The 19,744-nt window shown below is 36.3% G+C and carries 18 protein-coding genes; 6 read left to right on the top strand and 12 right to left on the bottom strand.

Translation table 11 applies throughout. From position 1 onward, the window contains the following. Window positions 1-229 precede the first annotated feature (229 nt). Window positions 230-886 carry a TrmH family RNA methyltransferase gene (locus BW932_RS08265; RefSeq protein WP_076387017.1) on the top strand — a complete coding sequence of 219 codons (657 nt, stop codon included), beginning with the start codon at window positions 230-232 and terminating at the stop codon, window positions 884-886. Between the two features lie 106 nt (window positions 887-992). On the opposite strand, the gene BW932_RS08260 is transcribed toward BW932_RS08265, so the two are convergent. The 3 genes from BW932_RS08260 to tsaD are packed head-to-tail and all read right to left on the bottom strand — an operon-like array spanning window position 993 to window position 3,193. After that, window positions 993-1,688: an RsmE family RNA methyltransferase gene (locus tag BW932_RS08260; protein WP_076387016.1), complete on the bottom strand. Its 696-nt coding sequence runs from the start codon at window positions 1,686-1,688 to the stop codon at window positions 993-995. 23 nt (window positions 1,689-1,711) lie between these two features. Continuing rightward, the gene (locus tag BW932_RS08255; protein ID WP_076387015.1) at window positions 1,712-2,122 is read right to left on the bottom strand and encodes a hypothetical protein; all 411 of its coding nucleotides are present in this window, start codon (window positions 2,120-2,122) and stop codon (window positions 1,712-1,714) included. Window positions 2,123-2,137: 15 nt separating this feature from the next. Beyond that, window positions 2,138-3,193, bottom strand: coding sequence for a tRNA (adenosine(37)-N6)-threonylcarbamoyltransferase complex transferase subunit TsaD (gene tsaD / locus BW932_RS08250; protein ID WP_076387014.1), 1,056 nt, complete (start codon window positions 3,191-3,193; stop codon window positions 2,138-2,140). A gap of 4 nt (window positions 3,194-3,197) precedes the next feature. On the opposite strand from tsaD, the gene BW932_RS08245 reads away from it, so the two are divergent. The 5 genes from BW932_RS08245 to ric all read left to right on the top strand — a co-directional run bounded on the left by BW932_RS08245 (window position 3,198) and on the right by ric (window position 10,324). Further along, a complete protein-coding gene (locus BW932_RS08245) occupies window positions 3,198-7,979 on the top strand; it encodes a translocation/assembly module TamB domain-containing protein (protein ID WP_076387013.1) in 4,782 nt (1,593 codons plus the stop codon). 129 nt (window positions 7,980-8,108) lie between these two features. Then, a complete protein-coding gene (locus tag BW932_RS08240) occupies window positions 8,109-8,579 on the top strand; it encodes an Lrp/AsnC family transcriptional regulator (protein ID WP_076387012.1) in 471 nt (156 codons plus the stop codon). A 70-nt stretch (window positions 8,580-8,649) separates the two neighbouring features. Next, entirely contained in the window at window positions 8,650-9,024 is a 375-nt protein-coding gene (locus BW932_RS08235) for a hypothetical protein (protein WP_076387011.1), read from the top strand. An 8-nt stretch (window positions 9,025-9,032) separates the two neighbouring features. Further along, window positions 9,033-9,464 carry an RrF2 family transcriptional regulator gene (locus tag BW932_RS08230; RefSeq protein ID WP_076387010.1) on the top strand — a complete coding sequence of 144 codons (432 nt, stop codon included), beginning with the start codon at window positions 9,033-9,035 and terminating at the stop codon, window positions 9,462-9,464. A 146-nt stretch (window positions 9,465-9,610) separates the two neighbouring features. Beyond that, window positions 9,611-10,324, top strand: a complete 714-nt coding sequence (gene ric / locus BW932_RS08225) for an iron-sulfur cluster repair di-iron protein (RefSeq protein ID WP_076387009.1) — start codon at window positions 9,611-9,613, stop codon at window positions 10,322-10,324. On the opposite strand, the gene BW932_RS08220 is transcribed toward ric, so the two are convergent. The 9 genes from BW932_RS08220 to BW932_RS08175 form a co-directional block, all read right to left on the bottom strand. Further along, on the bottom strand, window positions 10,307-10,612 hold the full coding sequence (locus BW932_RS08220) for a hypothetical protein (RefSeq protein ID WP_076387008.1): 306 nt from the start codon (window positions 10,610-10,612) through the stop codon (window positions 10,307-10,309). The two genes, ric and BW932_RS08220, sit on opposite strands and share 18 nt — an antisense overlap. A gap of 105 nt (window positions 10,613-10,717) precedes the next feature. Next, entirely contained in the window at window positions 10,718-11,665 is a 948-nt protein-coding gene (locus BW932_RS08215) for a transketolase family protein (RefSeq protein WP_076387007.1), read from the bottom strand. Window positions 11,666-11,776: 111 nt separating this feature from the next. Further along, window positions 11,777-12,628: a transketolase gene (locus BW932_RS08210; protein ID WP_076387006.1), complete on the bottom strand. Its 852-nt coding sequence runs from the start codon at window positions 12,626-12,628 to the stop codon at window positions 11,777-11,779. 401 nt (window positions 12,629-13,029) lie between these two features. Then, window positions 13,030-14,241 carry a porin family protein gene (locus tag BW932_RS08205; protein ID WP_076387005.1) on the bottom strand — a complete coding sequence of 404 codons (1,212 nt, stop codon included), beginning with the start codon at window positions 14,239-14,241 and terminating at the stop codon, window positions 13,030-13,032. Between the two features lie 126 nt (window positions 14,242-14,367). Next, complete coding sequence (locus BW932_RS08200; protein WP_076387004.1) at window positions 14,368-15,804, bottom strand: sodium:solute symporter; 1,437 nt, start codon at window positions 15,802-15,804, stop codon at window positions 14,368-14,370. A 318-nt stretch (window positions 15,805-16,122) separates the two neighbouring features. Next, the gene (locus BW932_RS08190; RefSeq protein WP_245820688.1) at window positions 16,123-16,416 is read right to left on the bottom strand and encodes a GNAT family N-acetyltransferase; all 294 of its coding nucleotides are present in this window, start codon (window positions 16,414-16,416) and stop codon (window positions 16,123-16,125) included. A 6-nt stretch (window positions 16,417-16,422) separates the two neighbouring features. Continuing rightward, entirely contained in the window at window positions 16,423-16,995 is a 573-nt protein-coding gene (locus tag BW932_RS08185; protein ID WP_076387002.1) for a TMEM175 family protein, read from the bottom strand. Between the two features lie 81 nt (window positions 16,996-17,076). Continuing rightward, window positions 17,077-18,585: a catalase gene (locus tag BW932_RS08180; protein WP_076387001.1), complete on the bottom strand. Its 1,509-nt coding sequence runs from the start codon at window positions 18,583-18,585 to the stop codon at window positions 17,077-17,079. Between the two features lie 264 nt (window positions 18,586-18,849). Then, complete coding sequence (locus tag BW932_RS08175; protein WP_076387000.1) at window positions 18,850-19,719, bottom strand: pirin family protein; 870 nt, start codon at window positions 19,717-19,719, stop codon at window positions 18,850-18,852. Between the last annotated feature and the right edge of the window lie 25 nt (window positions 19,720-19,744).

The raw sequence follows: 19,744 nt of genomic DNA, 5'->3' as shown, positions 1-19,744 counted from the left end.
AATAAAATAATCCATCTCATTTTTGCAGTACTCAAATCTGGAAAAAAATATGAAAATAATTACCAAAATAGTTTGGCGGTGTCATAGAAATCAAGTCGGGGCGCAGATTCTGCGTTGAAACCAATTCAGTTCTAAACCAGAAATTTAAGGCGCTAACCAACATTTTTTGATTGGTCCATTCACTTGCAATTTCATTTCATTTTACAAAATATTCCTTAATTTTGAGGCCATGAACAATCAGAAAATCTTTCAGCATCTCCAGCAATTTCTCACCGATGAACGCCTAGAAAAAATAAATCATTTTGCACCCGAAAGTTCCGATTTTGTTTTGCCAGTGATCGAAGATGTGTTCCAGTTTCGAAATGCGGCAGCAATTGTGCGTTCCGTAGAAGCGTGTGGATTTCATAAAATTATCGCCATGGAAAGCGAGCACGAATTCAATCCCAATCTTCGCGTTACTAAAGGAGCAGAAACCTGGGTAGAAGTAGAAAAACTTCCGCACAATTTGGATTCGTTGAGAGAAATTAAAAATCGTGGGTACAAAATATTGGCTGTTTCACCTGAAAATAATGCAACAATGTTATCTGATTATGATTTAAAAGAACCTGTAGCATTGGTTTTCGGAACAGAAGCTGCAGGAGTTTCTGAGGAAATTCTCGATTTCGCCGACGAAACTTTAGCCATTCCGATGTATGGCTTTACGCAAAGTTTTAATGTTTCTGTTGCTGCTGCAATTTCCGTTTACGAACTGAAACAAAAACTTTTGAGATCAAATTTAGATTATAAACTTTCTGAGGAGAAACTGTGGGAAATGAAAGTACGTTGGGCAATGAATTCGATTAAAAGTGGCGAACAGATTTTAGCAAAATATTTAAGAGAAAATTAAAAAAACAAATTTGAGGATCTTTAAAGTTGAAAAAGTGAAACTTACTACATCGAAAAAATCATCAAATCAAATCATCAGCAAATCAGCAAATCATCAAATCAGCAAATCATCCCATCAATCCATAATTCCAAGCCGCCACAAAAATTCCAGCCGTTTCGGTTCGCAATCGTTGATTTCCCAATGAAACTGCTTTCACGCCTTTTTCCGCCAAAAGCTGAATTTCTTTATCCGAAAAATCTCCTTCCGGTCCAATTAAAAAGGTGATATTTTCTTGGGTTTGAATGTCTTTCAACTCAATTCTTTCTAAATTTTCGTTGCAATGCGCTACAAATGTAGTTTCTGGATGAACTTCTTTAATAAAATCCGAAAATTTGGTCAATTCATTCACTTTTGGAAAATGAAATCTCAAACTCTGTTTCGATGCTGAAATGGCTTGTTTCGTGAGTTTTTCGATGCTGATATTTTTTCTTTCCGTTTTTTCGGTTTGAAGAAAAGTAATTTCCGAAATTCCCATTTCTACCGCTTTCTCTACAAAAAATTCAATGCGATCAATGTTTTTTGTCGGCGCAATTGCAATATGAAGTTGAGGTGAAAAGTTGGGTAAGTTTTCTTTGATTTCTAAAATTTCAAGATGTACTTTTTTGCCTTCAAAAACGAGATTTCCTTTGGCGAGATTTCCTTTTCCATCGGTAACGAAAATTTCTTCGCCACTTTTCATCCGAAGAACTTTAACAATATGTTGCTGCTCTTCAGTATTGATGATGACTGTATTTTCTGATATTTCGCCGTAAAATAATTTCACAAGTAAATATTTATTTTTTAAAATTAAAACGAGATTTCATTCTCACTCAAAAAAGCCAATCCGGTTTTGATGGTGGTGTAAATATCACCGTTGCAATCTCGGTAACTGCACGCATAAATTTCTTCAATCCATTTATTATTGATGAAAATCAAATTCAAATATTCGTTTTTCCTCAAGTTATTTTTAATCGATAAATAATCTCCTTCTTTCGGTTCAAACTGAAAACTGAAAACATTTTCTGAGTTGATTTTTTCGATGATTTCCTCTTTTACATTTTGAATATAACCGATTTCGGAACTTGCCTCTTGAAAATCTTCCTCCTCAGAAGTCTTTGTGAATTCAGTTTTACCGGTCACCGTTTCTAAAATCCAGTAATATCTTGAACTTTTTTTGGAGTGTGAAACCATGATTTTTTCCTCTAATAATATTTTCATCTGAAAGTTTCTAATCTATTTATCTTTTATTACGACTTCTTTCTTAAAACTCTCCTCAATATCGTATCGCGAAGTTGCCGAAACGGATAAATCTGTAAATTCTCCGCGGTCAAATTTTAATTTTGCGACCATTGCGATCATTGCTGCATTATCAGTAGTATATTCAAATTTCGGAATGTAAATATTCCATCCTAATTTTTCTGCATTTTTCTGCATTGCTTCCCGCAAACCGGAGTTCGCCGAAACGCCACCTGCAATGGCAACTTCATTGATATTTAATTCTTTTGCTGCTTTTTCCAGTTTGTTCATCAAAATTTCTACCAATGTTTTTTGAACAGAAGCACATAAATCATTGAGGTTTTCTGCAATGAAATCTGGATTTTTTTGAACTTCCTTTTGGATAAAATAAAGCACGGAAGTTTTAATTCCGCTAAAGGAATAATTATAATTTTCTATTCTGGGTTTATTAAACTGGAAAGCATCTTTGTTCCCAAGTTTAGCCAATCGGTCTATAATCGGTCCAGCTGGATAATCTAACCCGAATATTTTTCCGATTTTATCAAATGCTTCACCGGCTGCATCGTCGATTGTTTTTCCGATAATTTCCATATCGAAATAATCTTTCACTACAACAATCATCGTATGTCCACCTGAAACCGTTAAACATAAAAACGGAAATTTCGGTGGAAGAGGATTTGCATCGTCGATAAAGTGTGCTAAAATATGTGCCTGAAGATGGTTCACTTCGATCAAAGGAACCTTCAAACTCATGGCAAGTGATTTGGCAAAAGAAGTTCCGACCAATAAGGAACCCAAAAGTCCAGGACCTCGAGTAAATCCGATGGCAGAAATATCTTTTTGTTGTATATTTGCTTTGCTCACGGATTTTTGTACCACAGGAATAATATTTTGCTGATGTGCACGAGAAGCCAGTTCAGGAACCACACCACCGTATTCGTTGTGTATTTCTTGATTGGCTGCAATGTTTGAAAGGATTTTGTTTCCTTGAATGATTGCCGCTGAAGTGTCGTCGCAGGACGATTCTATCCCTAAAATTATTGAGTCGCTCATAACAATGGCAAATTTAGAGAATAATAACGATAACGAAAATAAAAAATCTGTCCCAGAAAATATTGGTGATAAGATTCAGCATACCGCAGAAAATGTGAGCGAAAAAGTACAGGAAACTGTAAAAAGTGCTACACAGCTCGCGTCAGATACCATAAATCATCCTTTAGAAACGGCAAAAGAATTCGGTGAACAAGCTGCAAAAGATGTTACGAATTATAAATGGTGGGCAAAATTGCTTCTGATTATTTTCTGGTTAGTCATTTTTCTCGTTGGAACGGTATTTATTCTCGTAAGTTTACCTTCGACCAAAAACTGGGCAGCGCAAAAGGTTATTGAAAAACTCAATGAAGATTTGAAATCACAAATGTCTTTCGAAAGTGTGGAGGTGAGTTATTTCGGGGATATTCATATCCATAATGTTGCCATAAAAGATTATAAAAATTTCCCTTTTTTAAAGGCAAAGGAATTATACGCCGATTCTAATTGGTTTTCTATCATTAGCAATTCTAGGAACTTGCAGTTTCAGTCTTTATCTTTAAAGAATCTTGATTTAAAAGTCATTACTTATAAAGGTGATAGTATTTCAAATTTTATCCGTTTTGTAGATTTGTTTAATTCCCCTGCGCCGAAAACACCAAGAGAACCTTTTCAGTTAAAATCCAGAATTTTTATTAATGATTCAAAAGTTTCTATCATCAATCAGAATCATACAGGTGAAGAAGGGAAATGGTTAATGGCAGAAAATGTAAATCTGGTCGTGCCCGAATTAAAAGTGAATGGAGCCAATGTTTCTGCACAGATCAACAACTTTAGATTTACGACCGAAAGATGGGGAAAAAAACATACTGTTGATACTTTTTCTGCAGACTTTTCTTTGACGAATCAATTTTTATCGCTCAAAGATTTAACCTTCAATACCGATCATTCTCTACTTCAGGGTGACATAAAATTTAATTTACAAAACGGTTCTTGGTCAGATTTTACCAATCGTGTTCGTTGGGATATGAAATTGAGACCAGGAAGCCAAATCAGTGGTTACGATATCAGTTATTTTGTGACCGATTGGGATAATTACAAACCCATCAATATTTCCGGAACGATGACTGGTCCTTTGAACCAATTTCATCTGGAGAATTTTCTGGTAACAAATCCTAAAGTCAATATCCGTACAGAAACAATGAAAGTTTCGAATATCTTGAAGGGAAATTTCCAGATTGAAACCAATTCACTTTCTACCGATCTTACATATGTCGATTTGAAGGAAATGATGCCAACTTTCATTTCTTCAAAAATGAAAAACTTCGCCGATGATTTCGGACGATTAAAATACAATGGTGCAGTGCGCGTAACGCCCAAAGAAGTTTTCGTTCCTAAAGCCAATTTAATTACAGGGATCGGTCAAGCGAAAATCACCAATTTTTATTTGAATGATTATATTTCCGCTTTACCTAAATATCGAGGTTTTGCGGAAGTGAATGACTTAAACACTTCGGTTATTACAAAAAGTAAAGAAGTGGGATTAATCTCCGGAAAATTCAATTTGCAGGGGGAGAGTTTTGATGTGAACACGATGCGACTGAAAACACGTTCGCAAATTTCAAAAATTGAAATCCTTAATAAAGAAATTAATACTATTTATCTCGATGGATTTATGGATCACAAAACCTATAAAGGAATTGTAAACGTAAATGATGATCAGGCAAAAGCAAACGTGAATGGCTTTATCGATTTCCGCACCAAAAAATTGTTCGCAGATGTTACTGCAGATGTTCAGTTTTTAAATCTCAATTATTTTACGGGCGGAAAAGGGAGTCAGATCGTAAGTGGTTTGGTGAAAGGAAAAATTGGGATGACCAACCTGAATGATCTCAATTTGGATGCTGATCTGCAGAATGTAACTTTTACCAATGCTTCACAAAAATACCTGATTCCAAACGCTACCGTAAAAGCTTTTTTCGAAAACGGAAACCGAATTGTCTCTGTCGATGCTCCTGGAGCTGTAAATGGCCAGATTTCGGGGCGGTATAATCTCGGAGATTTAGCCGGAATGGTTCAAAATGGAATCGGAAAAATTCTCGTGGGACCACCGCCTAGAAAAATATATCGCGGACAGAATTTTACGATGGATTTTGATGTAAAGCAAGGATTAGTAGGTTATTTCGAGCCTAATTTGCAAATTCCGAACGGTGCTTCCGTCAATGGTTCTTTTGATGGAAATTCAAATAATTTAATTTTGAATGTCGATGCGCAGACTTTGAAGTACATCATGACCAAAAAAGAGGAAATTACCGAAGCTGATCAAGCTTTGGCAAAAGCAAATCCCGCCTATAAAATTACAGAACGCAACAAAATAACGCGGGATAGTGCAATGATCGATAGTTTGATGGTCAGAATTAACACCGCAAAGCTTGATGAACAAATTTTCGCAAAGGTCAATAGAGTAGAATACAATCAAAATATTCTGAAAGATATCACACTCAGCGGAAGAAACGAGAATAACCAAACCCTTCATGTTGCCACCAATTTTAAATTAGGTTCGCCAGAAGATGAAGTAAAAAATACCTTGAAAGAGTATGCATTAAATCTTAATCAATCTACAAATTCTGCAGGTGATTATGTTTTACGTTTCGAGCCTACAACGGTTACTTTTAATAATGTAGCGTGGAGTGTCGATACAGATCCCACCTTGAACCACTCTATAACCTACCGGAAAAATACAGGTGATTTTTTGATACAGAATCTTAGGATTTACTCCGACGATAGCGAGTTATTTTTGAAAGAATCCCTCTTTAAATCGGCAAAAGATTTCTCCGCAAAAGGTGAACTTAAAAATCTTCAGATTGCCAAAGTTCTAGCTTTAATAGGCAGTGATAATGGTATTGATGTGAAAGGAGTTGCGAACGGAACATTTGATGTAAAAAAGAATCAAAACAATCTGGAACCACTGATCGATTTAGATGTTACCAATATTTTGATGAACGGAAAAGATATGGGAAATGTCATTGTTTCTGCGAAGAAAAGTGCGGTTCCCAATGTTTTCGATGTTGAAGCGAAAGTTGTTTCAGCAGGAATCATTGGTAATAATGATTTGATCCTAACCGGAACCATTAATAACAATACTGCATCACCAACATTAAATTTGGTTGCAGACATGAATGATTTTGATCTGCAGTTTGCACAGGAATTTGTAAAAGGGATTTTCGGAAACCTTCGAGGGAAAGCGTCCGGAGATTTGAAAATTTCGGGTAAATTAAATGATATAGACTACAGTGGCGATATTGCCATGAAAGATTTGGGTCTCAAATTAAATTTCACCGGCGTTGATTATTCTTTTGACGACACAGTGATATCATTGTCTAAAGGTTTGGCAATATTGAATGATATAGGTGTAAAAGACGGTCGCAGCAATTCGAAAGGATCAATCTCCGGAGCGATTCAGTTTGAAACCTTATCTTCGATGGGCGTCAATTTAGTGATGAGAGCCGATAATTTAATGCTGTTAAATACCACTCAAAAAGATCTCGATTTATTTTGGGGACGAGTTTTTGGTACAGGAACACTTTACGTGGACGGACCTGTTTCTGCCCTAAATATTTCTACGCCGGAAATGCGCGCGTTGAACAACAGTGTCTTTACCTTTAATTCGAATTCTACCTCAAATGTGGAAGAATTTAAAATGCTGAGGTTTTTAAAACGAGATGAAGCAGGTGTAGTGAGTGTAGAAGAAAAGAAACGGTCGAATGCGAATTTAAATGTAGATTTTACCCTTTCTGTAGATAAAGGAACTACCGTTAATGTCTTGGTTGGTGATGATATCGGTGATATTTCAGTTCGTGGAAATTCCGATAAGCTGCGCTTTTTGATGAGCAGATCCGGATCGATTTCGATGGCGGGAGATTATTTCGTGGATAACGGAACTTTTGTTTCGAAAGCAATTTTGAACAGAACTTTCCAAATTTCCAAAGGCAGCAGTATCCGTTGGGACGGAGATCCCATCGCTCCCGATTTGAATATTAACGCCACTTATTTGAGAACCGTAACGAATGCAGGTCAATATTTAAACCGTGGAAGTCTGCAACCCATCAATGTTTTGCTGAGTACTAAAATTACGCAAACCCTCAATAATCCGAAAATTGAATTAGGTGTTTCTGCCCAAGATGTCTCGTCTAACCTCAAAGAAATACTCGCTGAAAAAATGAGTAACGAAGACGAAAAAATAATCCAATTTGGTTCTGTACTGGTCATGAATAGTTTCAGTGTTGGCAGTTCTGCTTTTGATATCAATCTTGGTAATTTTGCCGAAAGTTCTGGGTATGATATGTTGTTCAAACAGTTGGGTTCTGTACTCAATAACATCAGTAATGAGTTTCAGGTGGATCTGAATTATCTGAATGGAGACGCTGGTTCCAATACCGGAAATCGTGCAAACGCAAGTGTGAGTTTTCTGCTGTCACCAAGAGTGAAAGTAAAAACAGGTTTAGGAATACCCATTTCGAAATCCGACAATACCAACGCCGAATATCTTTCGGGAGAAGGAATTGTAGAATACGACTGGTCGAAAAAAAATGACGGAACCCGCTTATTAAGAGCGTATTCCAAACCTACAAACATCGGCTTAAACGGAACGGCAGCAGGAAATGCAAGCTCAAACCAAAGTTACGGGGTAGGTGTAGTGTATAGTAAAAGTTTCAATACCATCTTTAAAAGGACCAAAAAAGATAAAAAAAATCCAGCGGAAAAACCACTGATTAAAAGAGATTCTGTTAGAAATGATACAATAAAATAAGGATTTTATCAGAAAAGCATTTGTTTAAGTTAAAAATTGTTAATATTAACCTAAAATTTTTCATTTTAATATTTTTTCGTAAATTTGCAAAAATATTGACTTAGTATTATCATTTTTATAAAATTCAACATGAACTATCAACTAGACGAAATAGATAAAAAAATCCTTGATTTTTTAGTAGAAAACACCAGAATGCCTTTCACCGAAATTGCAAAACAGATGGATGTATCCGCAGGAACAATCCACGTTAGAGTGAAAAAAATGGAAGATGCTGGAATCATTTTAGGATCATCTTTAACCATCGATTACGGAAAATTAGATTATCATTTCACTGCTTTTATCGGTATTCTTCTTACGAAATCAAACCGAACTCAAGAGGTTTTAAAAGAACTCACCACAATTCCAAATGTAATTGAAGCAAGTGTGATTTCTGGAAAATATAACATTTTCTGTAAAATAAGAGCCAAAAATACAGAAGACGCAAAAAGAATTATCTATAAGATCGACGACATTCAAGATGTAATGCGTACTGAAAGTATGATTTCTATGGAAGAATATATTTCTGACAAAAATAGATTAATCGACGCTGTTTCTATTTAATAAACTGATTAATATCAATTTTATAAAAAACTTTTGAATTCCTTTCAAAAGTTTTTTTAATTTTACCAATATGGATGAGAATTTTAAAAACGAAGATCCCAAAAAAGACCTGGGTTTTATTTTATCATTAGGCGCGTTGCTGCTATTTTCCTTAATGGGGATCGGTATTGATACGGATGAGTTTTTGCAACGAACCGAACTTCGTATCCCAATGGATTACTTTCTGATCATCGTCAGCGTTGATTTGTTGATGATTCTGGGAATTGTCCTTATTTTCTTTTACAGAAAAGCAGGCGTTTTTCTTTTCCCAGTTGCTGTTTTAGCGCATTATATGATGCATAATTACTATTTAAGTACCTTTTTGTATACCGATGTTACTAACTTATTTCTTTTCGTATCGGTAGGTTTATTAGCATTTATTCCGAAATGGCAATTTTTTAAATAGTCCAAAAAATGTTTTCAAAAGCCTGCGAATACGCCATCAAAGCTATTATTTATATTGCCCAACAAAGTCATCAGCAGAAGCGTGTGAACGTAAAAGAAGTTTCCAAATCGGTCAATGCTCCCGAAGCGTTTACAGCCAAAATTCTGCAGCAATTGTGTCGCGAAAATATCTTAGAATCAAATCGTGGGAAACAAGGTGGTTTTATCTTTGATATTGCGAAGCAGAAAAAAACAAAAATTTTTGATGTCGTGCGGATTATTGATGGCGATGGTATTTTTACCAATTGTGGATTAGGTTTGCATAAATGTTCGGCAGATAATCCTTGTCCTGTACACGATGATTTCAGAAAAGTTCGAGAAAATTTGGTCGCCATGACCCAGAAATATTCCTTCTACGATTTAGCCGTTAAAACCGAAAATGGTTTGGCGTGGCTCAAATAGTTTTTCAGTTTCTTTTTTCAGCCAATTAATTGCGTTTAAAAATTAGATGACCCTCTGAAAAGCTTTTATGATTTTAATTAAGATAAAATTGTCCGAATTAAAAAAAAGAGGTACCTTTGTAGTATAAATTTAAAATCATAAACGATATGGTAACGAAAGAAAAAACAATAGGTGAAATGGTTGCAGAAGATTTCAAAGCAGCTGAAGTATTTAGAAAATATAAAATTGATTTTTGCTGCAAAGGAAACAGAACCATAGAAGAAGCGTGCGAAAACAAAAAAGTCAATATTGATGATGTTTACAAAGATTTAGAAAATCTCTCGAATCAAAAATCAAATGACATCGATTTCAATTCCTGGCCTTTGGATTTATTGGCTGATTACGTAGAAAAAACACACCATAGATATGTGGAAGAAAATACCGCAGTTTTGCTGCAATATTTAAATAAACTGTGCAAAGTTCATGGCGACAGACATCCGGAATTGTTTGAAATTAATGAGCTTTTTGTAGAAAGTGCAAAAGATTTAGGCGCTCACCTCAAAAAAGAGGAATTGCTTTTGTTTCCTTTCATCAAAAAAATGGTGGCTGCAAAACAAAAAGGGGAAAATGTTGAAAAACCTCACTTTGGAAGCGTTGAAAATCCCGTTGCGATGATGAAACATGAACACACCATAGAAGGTGACCGCTTTGTAAAAATCGCAGCGTTGACCAACAACTATCAGTTTCCGGAAGATGCTTGTGGAACGTACCAAGTGACCTTTAAAATGCTAGAAGATTTCGAAAAAGATTTGCATACCCACATTCATTTAGAAAACAATATCCTATTTCCAAAAGCGATTGAATTAGAAAAAACTTTTTAATACTAAATTTTCTGTTTTTTTTCTGAAGTCCATTTCAATTTTTTTTGAAGTGGATTTCTTTTGTTTAAAATCGCACGAATCCATCTGTATTTCCCCGTATTTTTTCCATTGATGATGAACTTGCACGGACAAAAAGCCGAGCTGGAAATGATTTTCGTAAGGAATTTCTTTCGAAGAGATTTCTTTAAAATGAATAAGGTAGAAATGATTGGAAGTCAGCCAAATTTTTCCGTTTTCGGAGCGTTCAATGGTGATTTTTTCTTCTGAATTTTTATTGTTTTTCGTCATTTAAACGTTCAAACTTTTGCGGTTGTTTTACCCTATAATTTCAGAATTTATGGCATAAAAAAAACACGCCTTCCGACGTGTTTTAAATTTGATTTCAAAAAGAAATTATCTTGCCATAATTCTCTTCACCGCTGCTTGAACTGCGTCAGAATCAATTCCGTATTTCTTCATCAATTCTGCAGGGGTTGCAGATTCTCCGAAAGTATCGTTTACCGCCACAAATTCCTGAATGGTTGGTCTTTTTCTAGACAACATTCCGGCAACAGATTCGCCTAAACCTCCGATGTAATTGTGTTCTTCGGCAGTTACAATTCTTCCTGTTTTTTCCACAGATTTCAAGATGATCTCTTCGTCTAATGGTTTGATCGTGTGAATGTTGATTACTTCACAAGAAATTCCTTCTTTTTCTAAAGCATCTGCAGCCAATAAAGATTCCCAAACTAAATGTCCGGTTGCTACGATGGTCACGTCGGTTCCTTCCTGAAGCATAATTCCTTTTCCGATTTCGAAAGGCATATCTTCTGGAATAAAAACGGGAACAACTGGTCGTCCGAATCGTAAATAAACAGGTCCGTCGAAATCGGCAATTGCAAGTGTTGCAGCTTTGGTTTGGTTGTAATCACAAGTGTTGATTACCGTCATTCCAGGAAGCATTTTCATCATTCCGATATCTTCTAAAACCTGGTGTGTTGCGCCATCTTCACCCAAAGTTAATCCAGCGTGAGAAGCACAAATCTTCACATTTTTGTTGGAATAAGCGATCGACTGACGAATTTGGTCATAAACTCTGGAAGTTGAAAAGTTCGCAAAAGTTCCGGTAAAAGGAATTTTTCCGTTGATGGTTAATCCGGCTGCAATTCCCATCATATTGGCTTCTGCAATCCCGACTTGGAAAAAACGTTCTGGAGCTTTTTCGATGAATTTCTCCATTTTCAAAGATCCGATAAGGTCTGCGCAAAGTGCGACTACGTTTGGGTTTTTATCTGCTAATTCTGCCAATCCAGCGCCGAATCCGCTTCTTGTATCTTTTTGTTCTGTATAGGTGTATTTCATATTGCTTTTTGCAATTGGTTTTTAGCGTATCGCTACCTTTTGCTGTTTTTTTTATATAATTATTCGATTGATTTAATGGCTAAAAGCAAGTTGCCAAAAGCCAAAAGCATTTTAATAATCAGCCGGAGCTTCTAAATATAATTGTTTGAAAGCCGTATCGAGTTGTTCATCATTGGGTGCTTTTCCGTGCCAAGCGTGAGATCCAGTCATGAAATCTACACCATAACCCATTTCTGTATGCAATAAAATACACACTGGTTTTCCTTTGCCAGTTTCTGATTTTGCTTTTTCTAAAATTGCGATCACTGCTTCCAAGTCGTTTCCGTTTTTTTCTTCTAAAACAGTCCAACCAAAAGCTTCCATTTTTGCGTGTAAATCACCGAGGTCTAAAACATCTTCGGTATCGCCATCGATTTGTCTTCCGTTGTAGTCGATGGTGGTAATTAGGTTATCTACTTTTTTTGCTGCGGCATACATGAAAGCTTCCCAGTTCTGGCCTTCTTGCAATTCGCCATCGCCTTGTAAAACATAAACCAAACGGTCGTCGCCGTCTAATTTTTTCCCTAAAGCAGCACCGATTGCTACCGACAAACCTTGTCCCAAAGAACCTGAAGCAATTCTAACTCCCGGAAGGTGATCGTGCGTGGTTGGGTGTCCTTGCAGTCGAGTTCCCAGTTTTCTGAAAGTTGCCAGTTCGGAAACAGGAAAGAAATCGAATCTCGCTAAAGTGGAGTAGAATACGGGCGAAATATGTCCGTTGGAAAGGAAGAAAAGATCTTCGTTTTTTCCTTCCATGGTGAAAGGCAATTGGTAGTTCATCACTTTCCCGTACAAAGCGGTAAAGTATTCGGTACAGCCCAAACTTCCGCCGGGATGACCTGAATTTACGGCGTGAACCATTCTCAAAATGTCTCTTCTAATTTGTGTGGTGAGAGATTTCAGCTCTTCAGTCGATTTACTCATTATATAGATTTATTTGAACGCGAATTTACGAATTTTTGACTTCTTATTGGCAATGGAATTTGAGGATTTATTTGTTAAAAAACGCATGACTTCTATCACCGTTTAAAAATCTGCAAGGTTTAAAAATTCTATGAATTTTGCGGAAACTTTTTTGGATTTTGTTAATTGCAATTTCTCTTTTTCTTATAAAAACTGTTCAGATTTTGAAACCCGGTAAAGTATTGCATTGAAAATGTGGTGAGTTTATGTTTTATAAAAAACGTTCTATTGATGAGGTTTAGAGGTTTTCAAGTCAAATAATTTCCCCAATTTTCCATTTTGTAGAATGATAAACAAAGCTGTTTCCCGATAGTGGGAAACAGCTTTGTTCGCATTTGCAAATACTGTTATGTGTTCTTGTTTTACAATAAATTATAGCTGAAAATAATTGAAATATTTTGGTAATTGGTAGACCAAAAGGTATAGTTACCCAAAATGTTTCTTTTCGTAAAGTATTTAAATTCAACGGAATATTTATTGTTGTATTGATAGCCAATTCCATAACCAAAATTTTGGGCAGATTTTCCTTCCAGGGTATCTCCTGGTCTTCCCATTCCGTCGATAAATTCAAATTTATTAGTAAGATTATAGTCAAAAATGTACTGCGCGTTTACAAACAACTTTGATTGATTGTTGAGGAAGAAATAATGTCTGATTCCCACCGGAAATTCTATAGAAGAGTAGTCAACAGAAGCTTTGTCGGAAAAGATAGAACCGTCATTATTGGTTTGCTGCGCTTTGTAACTTTGGTAAGTAGGTTCTAAAATAACGGACCATTTGTTTCGGTTAAACGGAAAAACATATTCCAGTTCAACACCGATTCCGAAACCTGTTTTAGCTTCCATTTCATATTGGCCACGTTGATTCGCATTCATGAAAGTCATCGAAGCGAAATTAATTCGTGGACGCACCGAAAGATTGATGATTCCTTTTTTCTGCGCTACGACTTTCTGGTCCTCACTCGGGTTTTCACATTGATTATTTGCCGAAATGAGCTTTACCAAATCGGTCTCTTTATATTCTGTTTTCTGCAGATCATTTGCCGAAATTTTTGAACATGACAATGCTTTCTGAAGTTGTTTTTGGTAGGTTCTGTTATACGCCTTTGCATCCGATTCGAGTAGGTAGGGTTTGTAAATAAGTTGTTTTGGTTGATGGTCGCTGGTTTCCAAAAAATACTTCGTGTAACCGCCATCATCATACTTGTACAGTTTTACGGAACCATCGACAAGATGTTTCAAAAAAACTGTTTTTTCTAAAAACTCCGGTTCATATTTGGTGCTCATTTGATTCAAATCATCGCTGGATTGATCAATATTAAGGGTTGCTCGTGTATATTTTGCTTCATTATAAATTTCAAACACCTTCACATTTTTGATATCGCCTTTTTGTACTTCGGAGTTTGCGTCTGTTTTGTATTCGAAAGTGGTAGGAGAATATCGCCAATCCACATTTCTAATCAAACATTCTGTTTTTAGGTCATTGTTATTGATAAAATAAGCTTTTTCAAAATGAATCTGCGAAAAAGCAAACATTGAAAAAAGAAAAAAGGAGAATACCGAAATTTTTCTCATAAAATAATTATTGAGGTGTTTATTTGATTTTCTCAAAATTAACTTTTTTTAACAAACTACTGTTAAAAAAAACAGAAAAAATCGACTGAATTTTCAATCGATTTAAATATTTAGATTTCAACAGATCTATTTCTTCCGAATCAACCACAATCCAAAGAACGTGATCAAACCATTAATAATCAATAATTCCAACCCGATTTTGAAATCACCGAAAATGTTCTCTTGATATTTATCGATCAGAAATGAAATAATTGGCGAAGCGATACAAACGTAAGGAACCCAGTTGTCTTTTACTTTAAATTTCGTGAAAATTCCAAAAGCGAACAATCCAAGAAGCGGCCCATAAGTGAATCCTGCCATCTTTAAAATCAAACCAATCATCGAATTGTCATTGATGAGTTTAAAGATAATGACCATAATTAAAAAAGCAAAAGCAACAATCAGGTGAACTCTTTTGCGGAATTTTTCCTGTTCTTTCGGAGAAATATTTTTCTCTTTCAATCCGAAAATATCGATGCAAAGCGATGAAGTTAGAGCCGTCATAGCGCCATCTGCACTTGGGAAAAGTGCCGAAATTAGCGCAATTATAAAAATAATAGAAATAAATGGAGGCATGTGATTCAGCGCGATATCGGGAAAAAGCTGATCTCCCGAACTTGCAACATGTACAGTATTTCCGTAAAGATGTAAAAGCCCGCCCATAAAAAGGAAAAGCGAGATCACCCCAACCAAAATAAAACCTAGAACGACCATATTTTTCTGCGAATCTTTCAGTTTAGTTACCGACAATGATTTCTGCATCATTTCTTGATCAATTCCCGTCATGGTAATCGTAATAAAAGCGCCGGCTAAAATCTGTTTGAAAAAGAAAGCTTTGTCGTTTGCGTTGGTATTGAAAACTTCCGTATAACCAAGTTGATTCATCTGCGAAATGCTTTCGGTAAAATTTAAACCCAAATGATTCATCATATAAACTGAACAAATAATTAACCCCAAAAGCATGCAGGTCGTCTGCAAAGTATCGGTCCACACAATCGTTTTCACGCCACCTTCGTAAGTGTAAAGAATAATCATGATCAAAATAATCAGCGTTGTCACAATAAAAGGAACGCCTAAACTGTCGAGAATCGTCAATTGCAAAATGTTCACCACCAAATACAATCTCGCCGTTGCACCAACCAAGCGGGAAACAATGAAAATCCAAGCTCCTGATTTATAAGAAAGTTGTCCCATTCGCTGCTGCAGATAACCGTAAATTGAAGTCAGCTTTAGGCGATAATAGAGGGGTAGAAGCACGTACGCAATCACAATATATCCAATCAAATACCCAATCGTAATCTGCAAATAATGAAATTTATCGGCGCCCACTGCTCCCGGAACCGAAACAAAAGTCACCCCCGAAAGCGAGGTTCCAATCATCCCAAAAGCCACGAGCATCCAGTTGCTTTTTCGGTTTCCGATAAAAAAACTTTCGTTGTTACTTCCTTTTCCGGTGCGGTACGCGACCCAAAGTAATAGTGCAAAATAAGCAATGATAATCAACAGCAACACGATCGGATTCATAGAAATTGTTTTTTAAATTTTCACAAATATAGTTTTTTTTGTTAGGATTTGGGCGCCTTTATCCACCTTCCACTCCCGCTTTTTTTGCTCCACTTCGTTACACAAAAAAGAGCTCCGTTCAAGTTGGGGCGCAGATTTTCGCAGTTTGCCAAAGTCAGGCACAAAAAAAACTTTCAGTATTTCCCAAAAGTTATCGTTAGAAATCATCATTGCAATCTTCAGCTAAAGGGATAATCCAATGAAAAGTTCCTGTACTTTGAAATCAGGTTGACAAAAAATAGGTGAGTTCCGACTTGCTCAAAGCTTAAATGGTATAAATTACTGCTCTAGAAATGCTTTAAATTCGGGCGTTTTCATAATGATCTTTTTTGCAAATGGGCAATATGCAATAATCCTCAAATTATTATTTTTTGCGAATTCTACCGCAGCTGCAACCAATTCTTTACCCAAACCTTTGCCACCAAATTCTTCCGAAACTTCGGTGTGAATGATTTCTAAAAAATCATCTTTTCGCTTATATGCCATAAAACCTGCTTTTTCGTTGTCGTAAAATACATCGAAGGTTTCTTCATTTTGTTTGATCGTGACCATGTTATCGTTTTGTGGGTTCATTTTATTCTATTTTAAAGTTTTTTCAATCCTTAAATCTGGAATAATCCATAATAGTGCCGCAGTATAGTATAACAGCACTGCTATTATTGGATAGTAAAAAGAAAGAACAATTCCTGAAATATAGATCCCGGCCGAAAGTTTTTCCTTTAAAGTAGATTCCAGCGCTTTTGCAATAACAGAATCTTTCCCTTCGATATTCAGGCAGAATTTTTGTAAAATATTAAAAGCCAGTGCGCACATCAATAAAACAAATCCGTAAAACGCTACCGGATTTTTGGTGAAATTATTTTCTCCCATCCAAGAAGTGGCAAATGGTAAAATTGAAAGCCAGAATAGTAGATGCAGATCGCCCCAAAGAACTTTTCCGTTTACATGCTTAACCGCCTGAAATAAGTGATGATGATTATTCCAATAAATCCCAACATATAAAAAGCTGAAAATGTAAGTCAGAAATTTAAAAACCAATGGCTTTAGATCGGAGAAACGGTCACCTTCCGGTATTTGTAATTCTAAAACCATGATGGTAATAATAATTGCGAGAACACCATCGCTGAAAGCTTCTAGTCTATTTTTGTTCATTATTTTTCGTTCAGAAATTAAATGTACAAAAAAAGTGGAAAGGCATAAAACATTTCCACTTTATATGATTGTTAATTTTAATTACATTGTTTTTCTTGGCGCCCATTGATCATAAGGAGTCAGATCGAATCGGTTGACTTCATCCATCGTTAATCCTAATGCATTGGCAACACCTATTCCGTATTCAGGATCGGCTTTGTAGCAATTTCTGATGTGCCGTATTTGCACAAATTTTTCAGCTCCACCCACGTTTGCGGCGGTGTTTTTAAATAAGGCATTTTCTTTTCCATCGGCTTTTATAATGCGGAACAAATCACCGGGTTGAGTGAAATAATCCTCGTCATCATCACGGAAATTATGGGCATAAGCATCACCATATAATTCCAGAGGTGGTTCTTTTGCAGAAGGCTGTTCCTGCCATTCTCCGTAACTGTTGGGTTCATAATGCTTCGTATCGCCATAATTTCCATCCACACGCATTTGTCCGTCTCGGTGAAAAGCATGATAAGGACATCTTGGTTTGTTGACAGGAATTTGAAAATGATTCACTCCCAATCTGTATCGTTGTGCGTCGCCGTACGAAAATAATCTTCCCTGCAACATTTTGTCGGGAGAAAAACCAATTCCAGGAACAATATTCGTAGGATTAAAGGCGGATTGTTCCACATCTGCAAAATAATTTTCCGCATTTTTATTCAATTCAAATTCTCCCACTTCAATTAAAGGAAAATCTTTTTTGGACCAAACTTTCGTGAGATCAAACGGATGAAAACGATAGGTTTTCGCCTCATCTTCGGTCATGATTTGAATAAACATTTTCCATTTTGGGAAATTGCCTTGTTTAATATTGTCGAAGAGATCACGTTGCGAAGATTCGCGGTCCATTCCTACTAATTTTGCAGCCTCATCATCGGTTAAATTATCGATTCCTTGCTGTGTTCTGAAATGGAATTTTACCCAATGGCGAACATTATCTTTATTTATGAAACTGTAGGTGTGGCTTCCGAAACCATGCATGTGTCGGTAACCATTTGGTAATCCACGATCGCTCATTACAATCGTAACTTGGTGCAGCGCTTCTGGAAGTAAAGTCCAGAAATCCCAGTTATTTTGGGCGCTTCTCATATTGGTTTTCGGATCTCTTTTCACTGCGTGATTTAGATCAGGAAATTTCATCGGATCACGGAAAAAGAAAACAGGGGTGTTGTTTCCAACCATGTCCCAAATTCCTTCCTCGGTATAAAATTTCAAGGCAAAACCACGAATGTCTCTTTCTGCATCTGCAGCTCCTCTTTCGCCCGCTACGGTTGAAAATCTTGCAAACATTTCGGTTTGTTTCCCAATTTTATCAAAGATGTTGGCTTTTGTATATTGAGAAATATCATGGGTTACGGTAAATGTTCCGAAAGCTCCGGAACCTTTTGCGTGCATTCTTCTTTCCGGAATCACTTCTCTGTCGAAGTTGGCCATTTTTTCAAGAAACCAATAGTCCTGCATCAATAACGGTCCTCTTGGTCCTGCTGTTTGTACGTTTTGATTATCCGGAACTGGCGCTCCAGTTTGTCGGGTGAGTTTTTTTTTGTCTTCCATTTTAAAATATTTTGATGTATTAAAGTTAGGAATTAAATAGGACGGATATTATTTATTCTGTCTAAAACCGTTATATGAATTAAATCAATGTTCTGTTTTTTATGGATTTCATAAAGAATAAGAATTTTATTTATTAAAATAAAAAAAACGCACCAAAAAAGAGTGATTCTCTTGAAGCTGCGTTTGTACCTCCCGAAAATAAACAGGTAAGAGAATGGTCTTTGAATAAATGTACTTTCTTACCGCTACAGTTTTGCTCCAAAATTAATCTTCCAAATACCCAAATTTACCGTTGTTATAATCATCGAAAGCTCTATGAATTTCTTCTTGCGAGTTCATGACAAAAGGACCGTGGGAAACTATTGGTTCGCGCAATGGTTCACCGCTTAAAATTAAAACAATACTATCTTCCATTGCTTCGATTGTGAAATTTTCGCCTTCATTTTCGAAAAGGACAAAATGATCCGTAGCAGCTTCTTCTTGCCCATTTACGGTAATTTTCCCTTCAATTACCAAAGCTAAAGTGTTGAAATTTGCAGGAAAGTTAAAAGCTGCTTTACCACCAGAATTTAGTTTTGCGTTCATCATGTTTACGGGGCTGAAAGTGGTTGCAGGTCCTTTTTCATCTTGATAATTTCCTGAAATCAATTCAATAAAGCCGTTTTCACCCAAAGAAATTTTCACCATCTCTGAATTGGCGATTGCTTGATATTGTGGTTTGCTCATTTTGTCTTTTGCCGGAAGATTCACCCAGAGTTGCACCATTTGGAAAATTCCGCCCGTTTTGGCCCATTCTGTTTCGTGGTATTCTTTGTGAAGAACTCCTGATGCAGCGGTCATCCATTGTACATCTCCTTCTGCAATAATTCCACCACCACCGGCTGAATCGTGATGTTCTACTTTACCTTGATAAGCAATGGTTACCGTTTCAAAACCCCGATGCGGATGAACACCAACACCTCTTGGCGTCGAAGTGGGACCGAAATTGAATTTGGAATTGTAATCCATCATAATGAAAGGATCCATTCTCTGCATATTAAAAATACTCGGAATAAAATTATGAACTCTGAAACCATCACCCACAAAATGTGCAGGTCTTGGTGGTACAATTATTTCTACATTTTTTGTTGCCATTTTCTATCTGTTTAATACCGCAAAT

It is taken from the genome of Kaistella chaponensis (genome assembly GCF_900156725.1).
Classification (GTDB): Bacteria; Bacteroidota; Bacteroidia; order Flavobacteriales; family Weeksellaceae; genus Kaistella; species Kaistella chaponensis.
Note: the sequence above shows the minus strand (reverse complement) of the source record. Positions and strands in the feature narration are given on the sequence as shown.

Bases quoted from the DNA above. Each gene is read 5' to 3' on its own strand.
- BW932_RS08205 (WP_076387005.1), bottom strand. From the start codon at position 14,241: ATGAGAAAAATTTCGGTATTCTCCTTTTTTCTTTTTTCAATGTTTGCT.
- BW932_RS08185 (WP_076387002.1), bottom strand. From the start codon at position 16,995: ATGAACAAAAATAGACTAGAAGCTTTCAGCGATGGTGTTCTCGCAATT.
- BW932_RS08235 (WP_076387011.1), top strand. From the start codon at position 8,650: ATGGATGAGAATTTTAAAAACGAAGATCCCAAAAAAGACCTGGGTTTT.
- BW932_RS08180 (WP_076387001.1), bottom strand. From the start codon at position 18,585: ATGGAAGACAAAAAAAAACTCACCCGACAAACTGGAGCGCCAGTTCCG.
- BW932_RS08245 (WP_076387013.1), top strand. From the start codon at position 3,198: ATGGCAAATTTAGAGAATAATAACGATAACGAAAATAAAAAATCTGTC.
- BW932_RS08210 (WP_076387006.1), bottom strand. From the start codon at position 12,628: ATGAGTAAATCGACTGAAGAGCTGAAATCTCTCACCACACAAATTAGA.
- BW932_RS08220 (WP_076387008.1), bottom strand. From the start codon at position 10,612: ATGACGAAAAACAATAAAAATTCAGAAGAAAAAATCACCATTGAACGC.
- BW932_RS08190 (WP_245820688.1), bottom strand. From the start codon at position 16,416: ATGAACCCACAAAACGATAACATGGTCACGATCAAACAAAATGAAGAA.
- tsaD (WP_076387014.1), bottom strand. From the start codon at position 3,193: ATGAGCGACTCAATAATTTTAGGGATAGAATCGTCCTGCGACGACACT.
- BW932_RS08215 (WP_076387007.1), bottom strand. From the start codon at position 11,665: ATGAAATACACCTATACAGAACAAAAAGATACAAGAAGCGGATTCGGC.
- ric (WP_076387009.1), top strand. From the start codon at position 9,611: ATGGTAACGAAAGAAAAAACAATAGGTGAAATGGTTGCAGAAGATTTC.
- BW932_RS08175 (WP_076387000.1), bottom strand. From the start codon at position 19,719: ATGGCAACAAAAAATGTAGAAATAATTGTACCACCAAGACCTGCACAT.
- BW932_RS08240 (WP_076387012.1), top strand. From the start codon at position 8,109: ATGAACTATCAACTAGACGAAATAGATAAAAAAATCCTTGATTTTTTA.
- BW932_RS08255 (WP_076387015.1), bottom strand. From the start codon at position 2,122: ATGAAAATATTATTAGAGGAAAAAATCATGGTTTCACACTCCAAAAAA.
- BW932_RS08230 (WP_076387010.1), top strand. From the start codon at position 9,033: ATGTTTTCAAAAGCCTGCGAATACGCCATCAAAGCTATTATTTATATT.
- BW932_RS08265 (WP_076387017.1), top strand. From the start codon at position 230: ATGAACAATCAGAAAATCTTTCAGCATCTCCAGCAATTTCTCACCGAT.
- BW932_RS08200 (WP_076387004.1), bottom strand. From the start codon at position 15,804: ATGAATCCGATCGTGTTGCTGTTGATTATCATTGCTTATTTTGCACTA.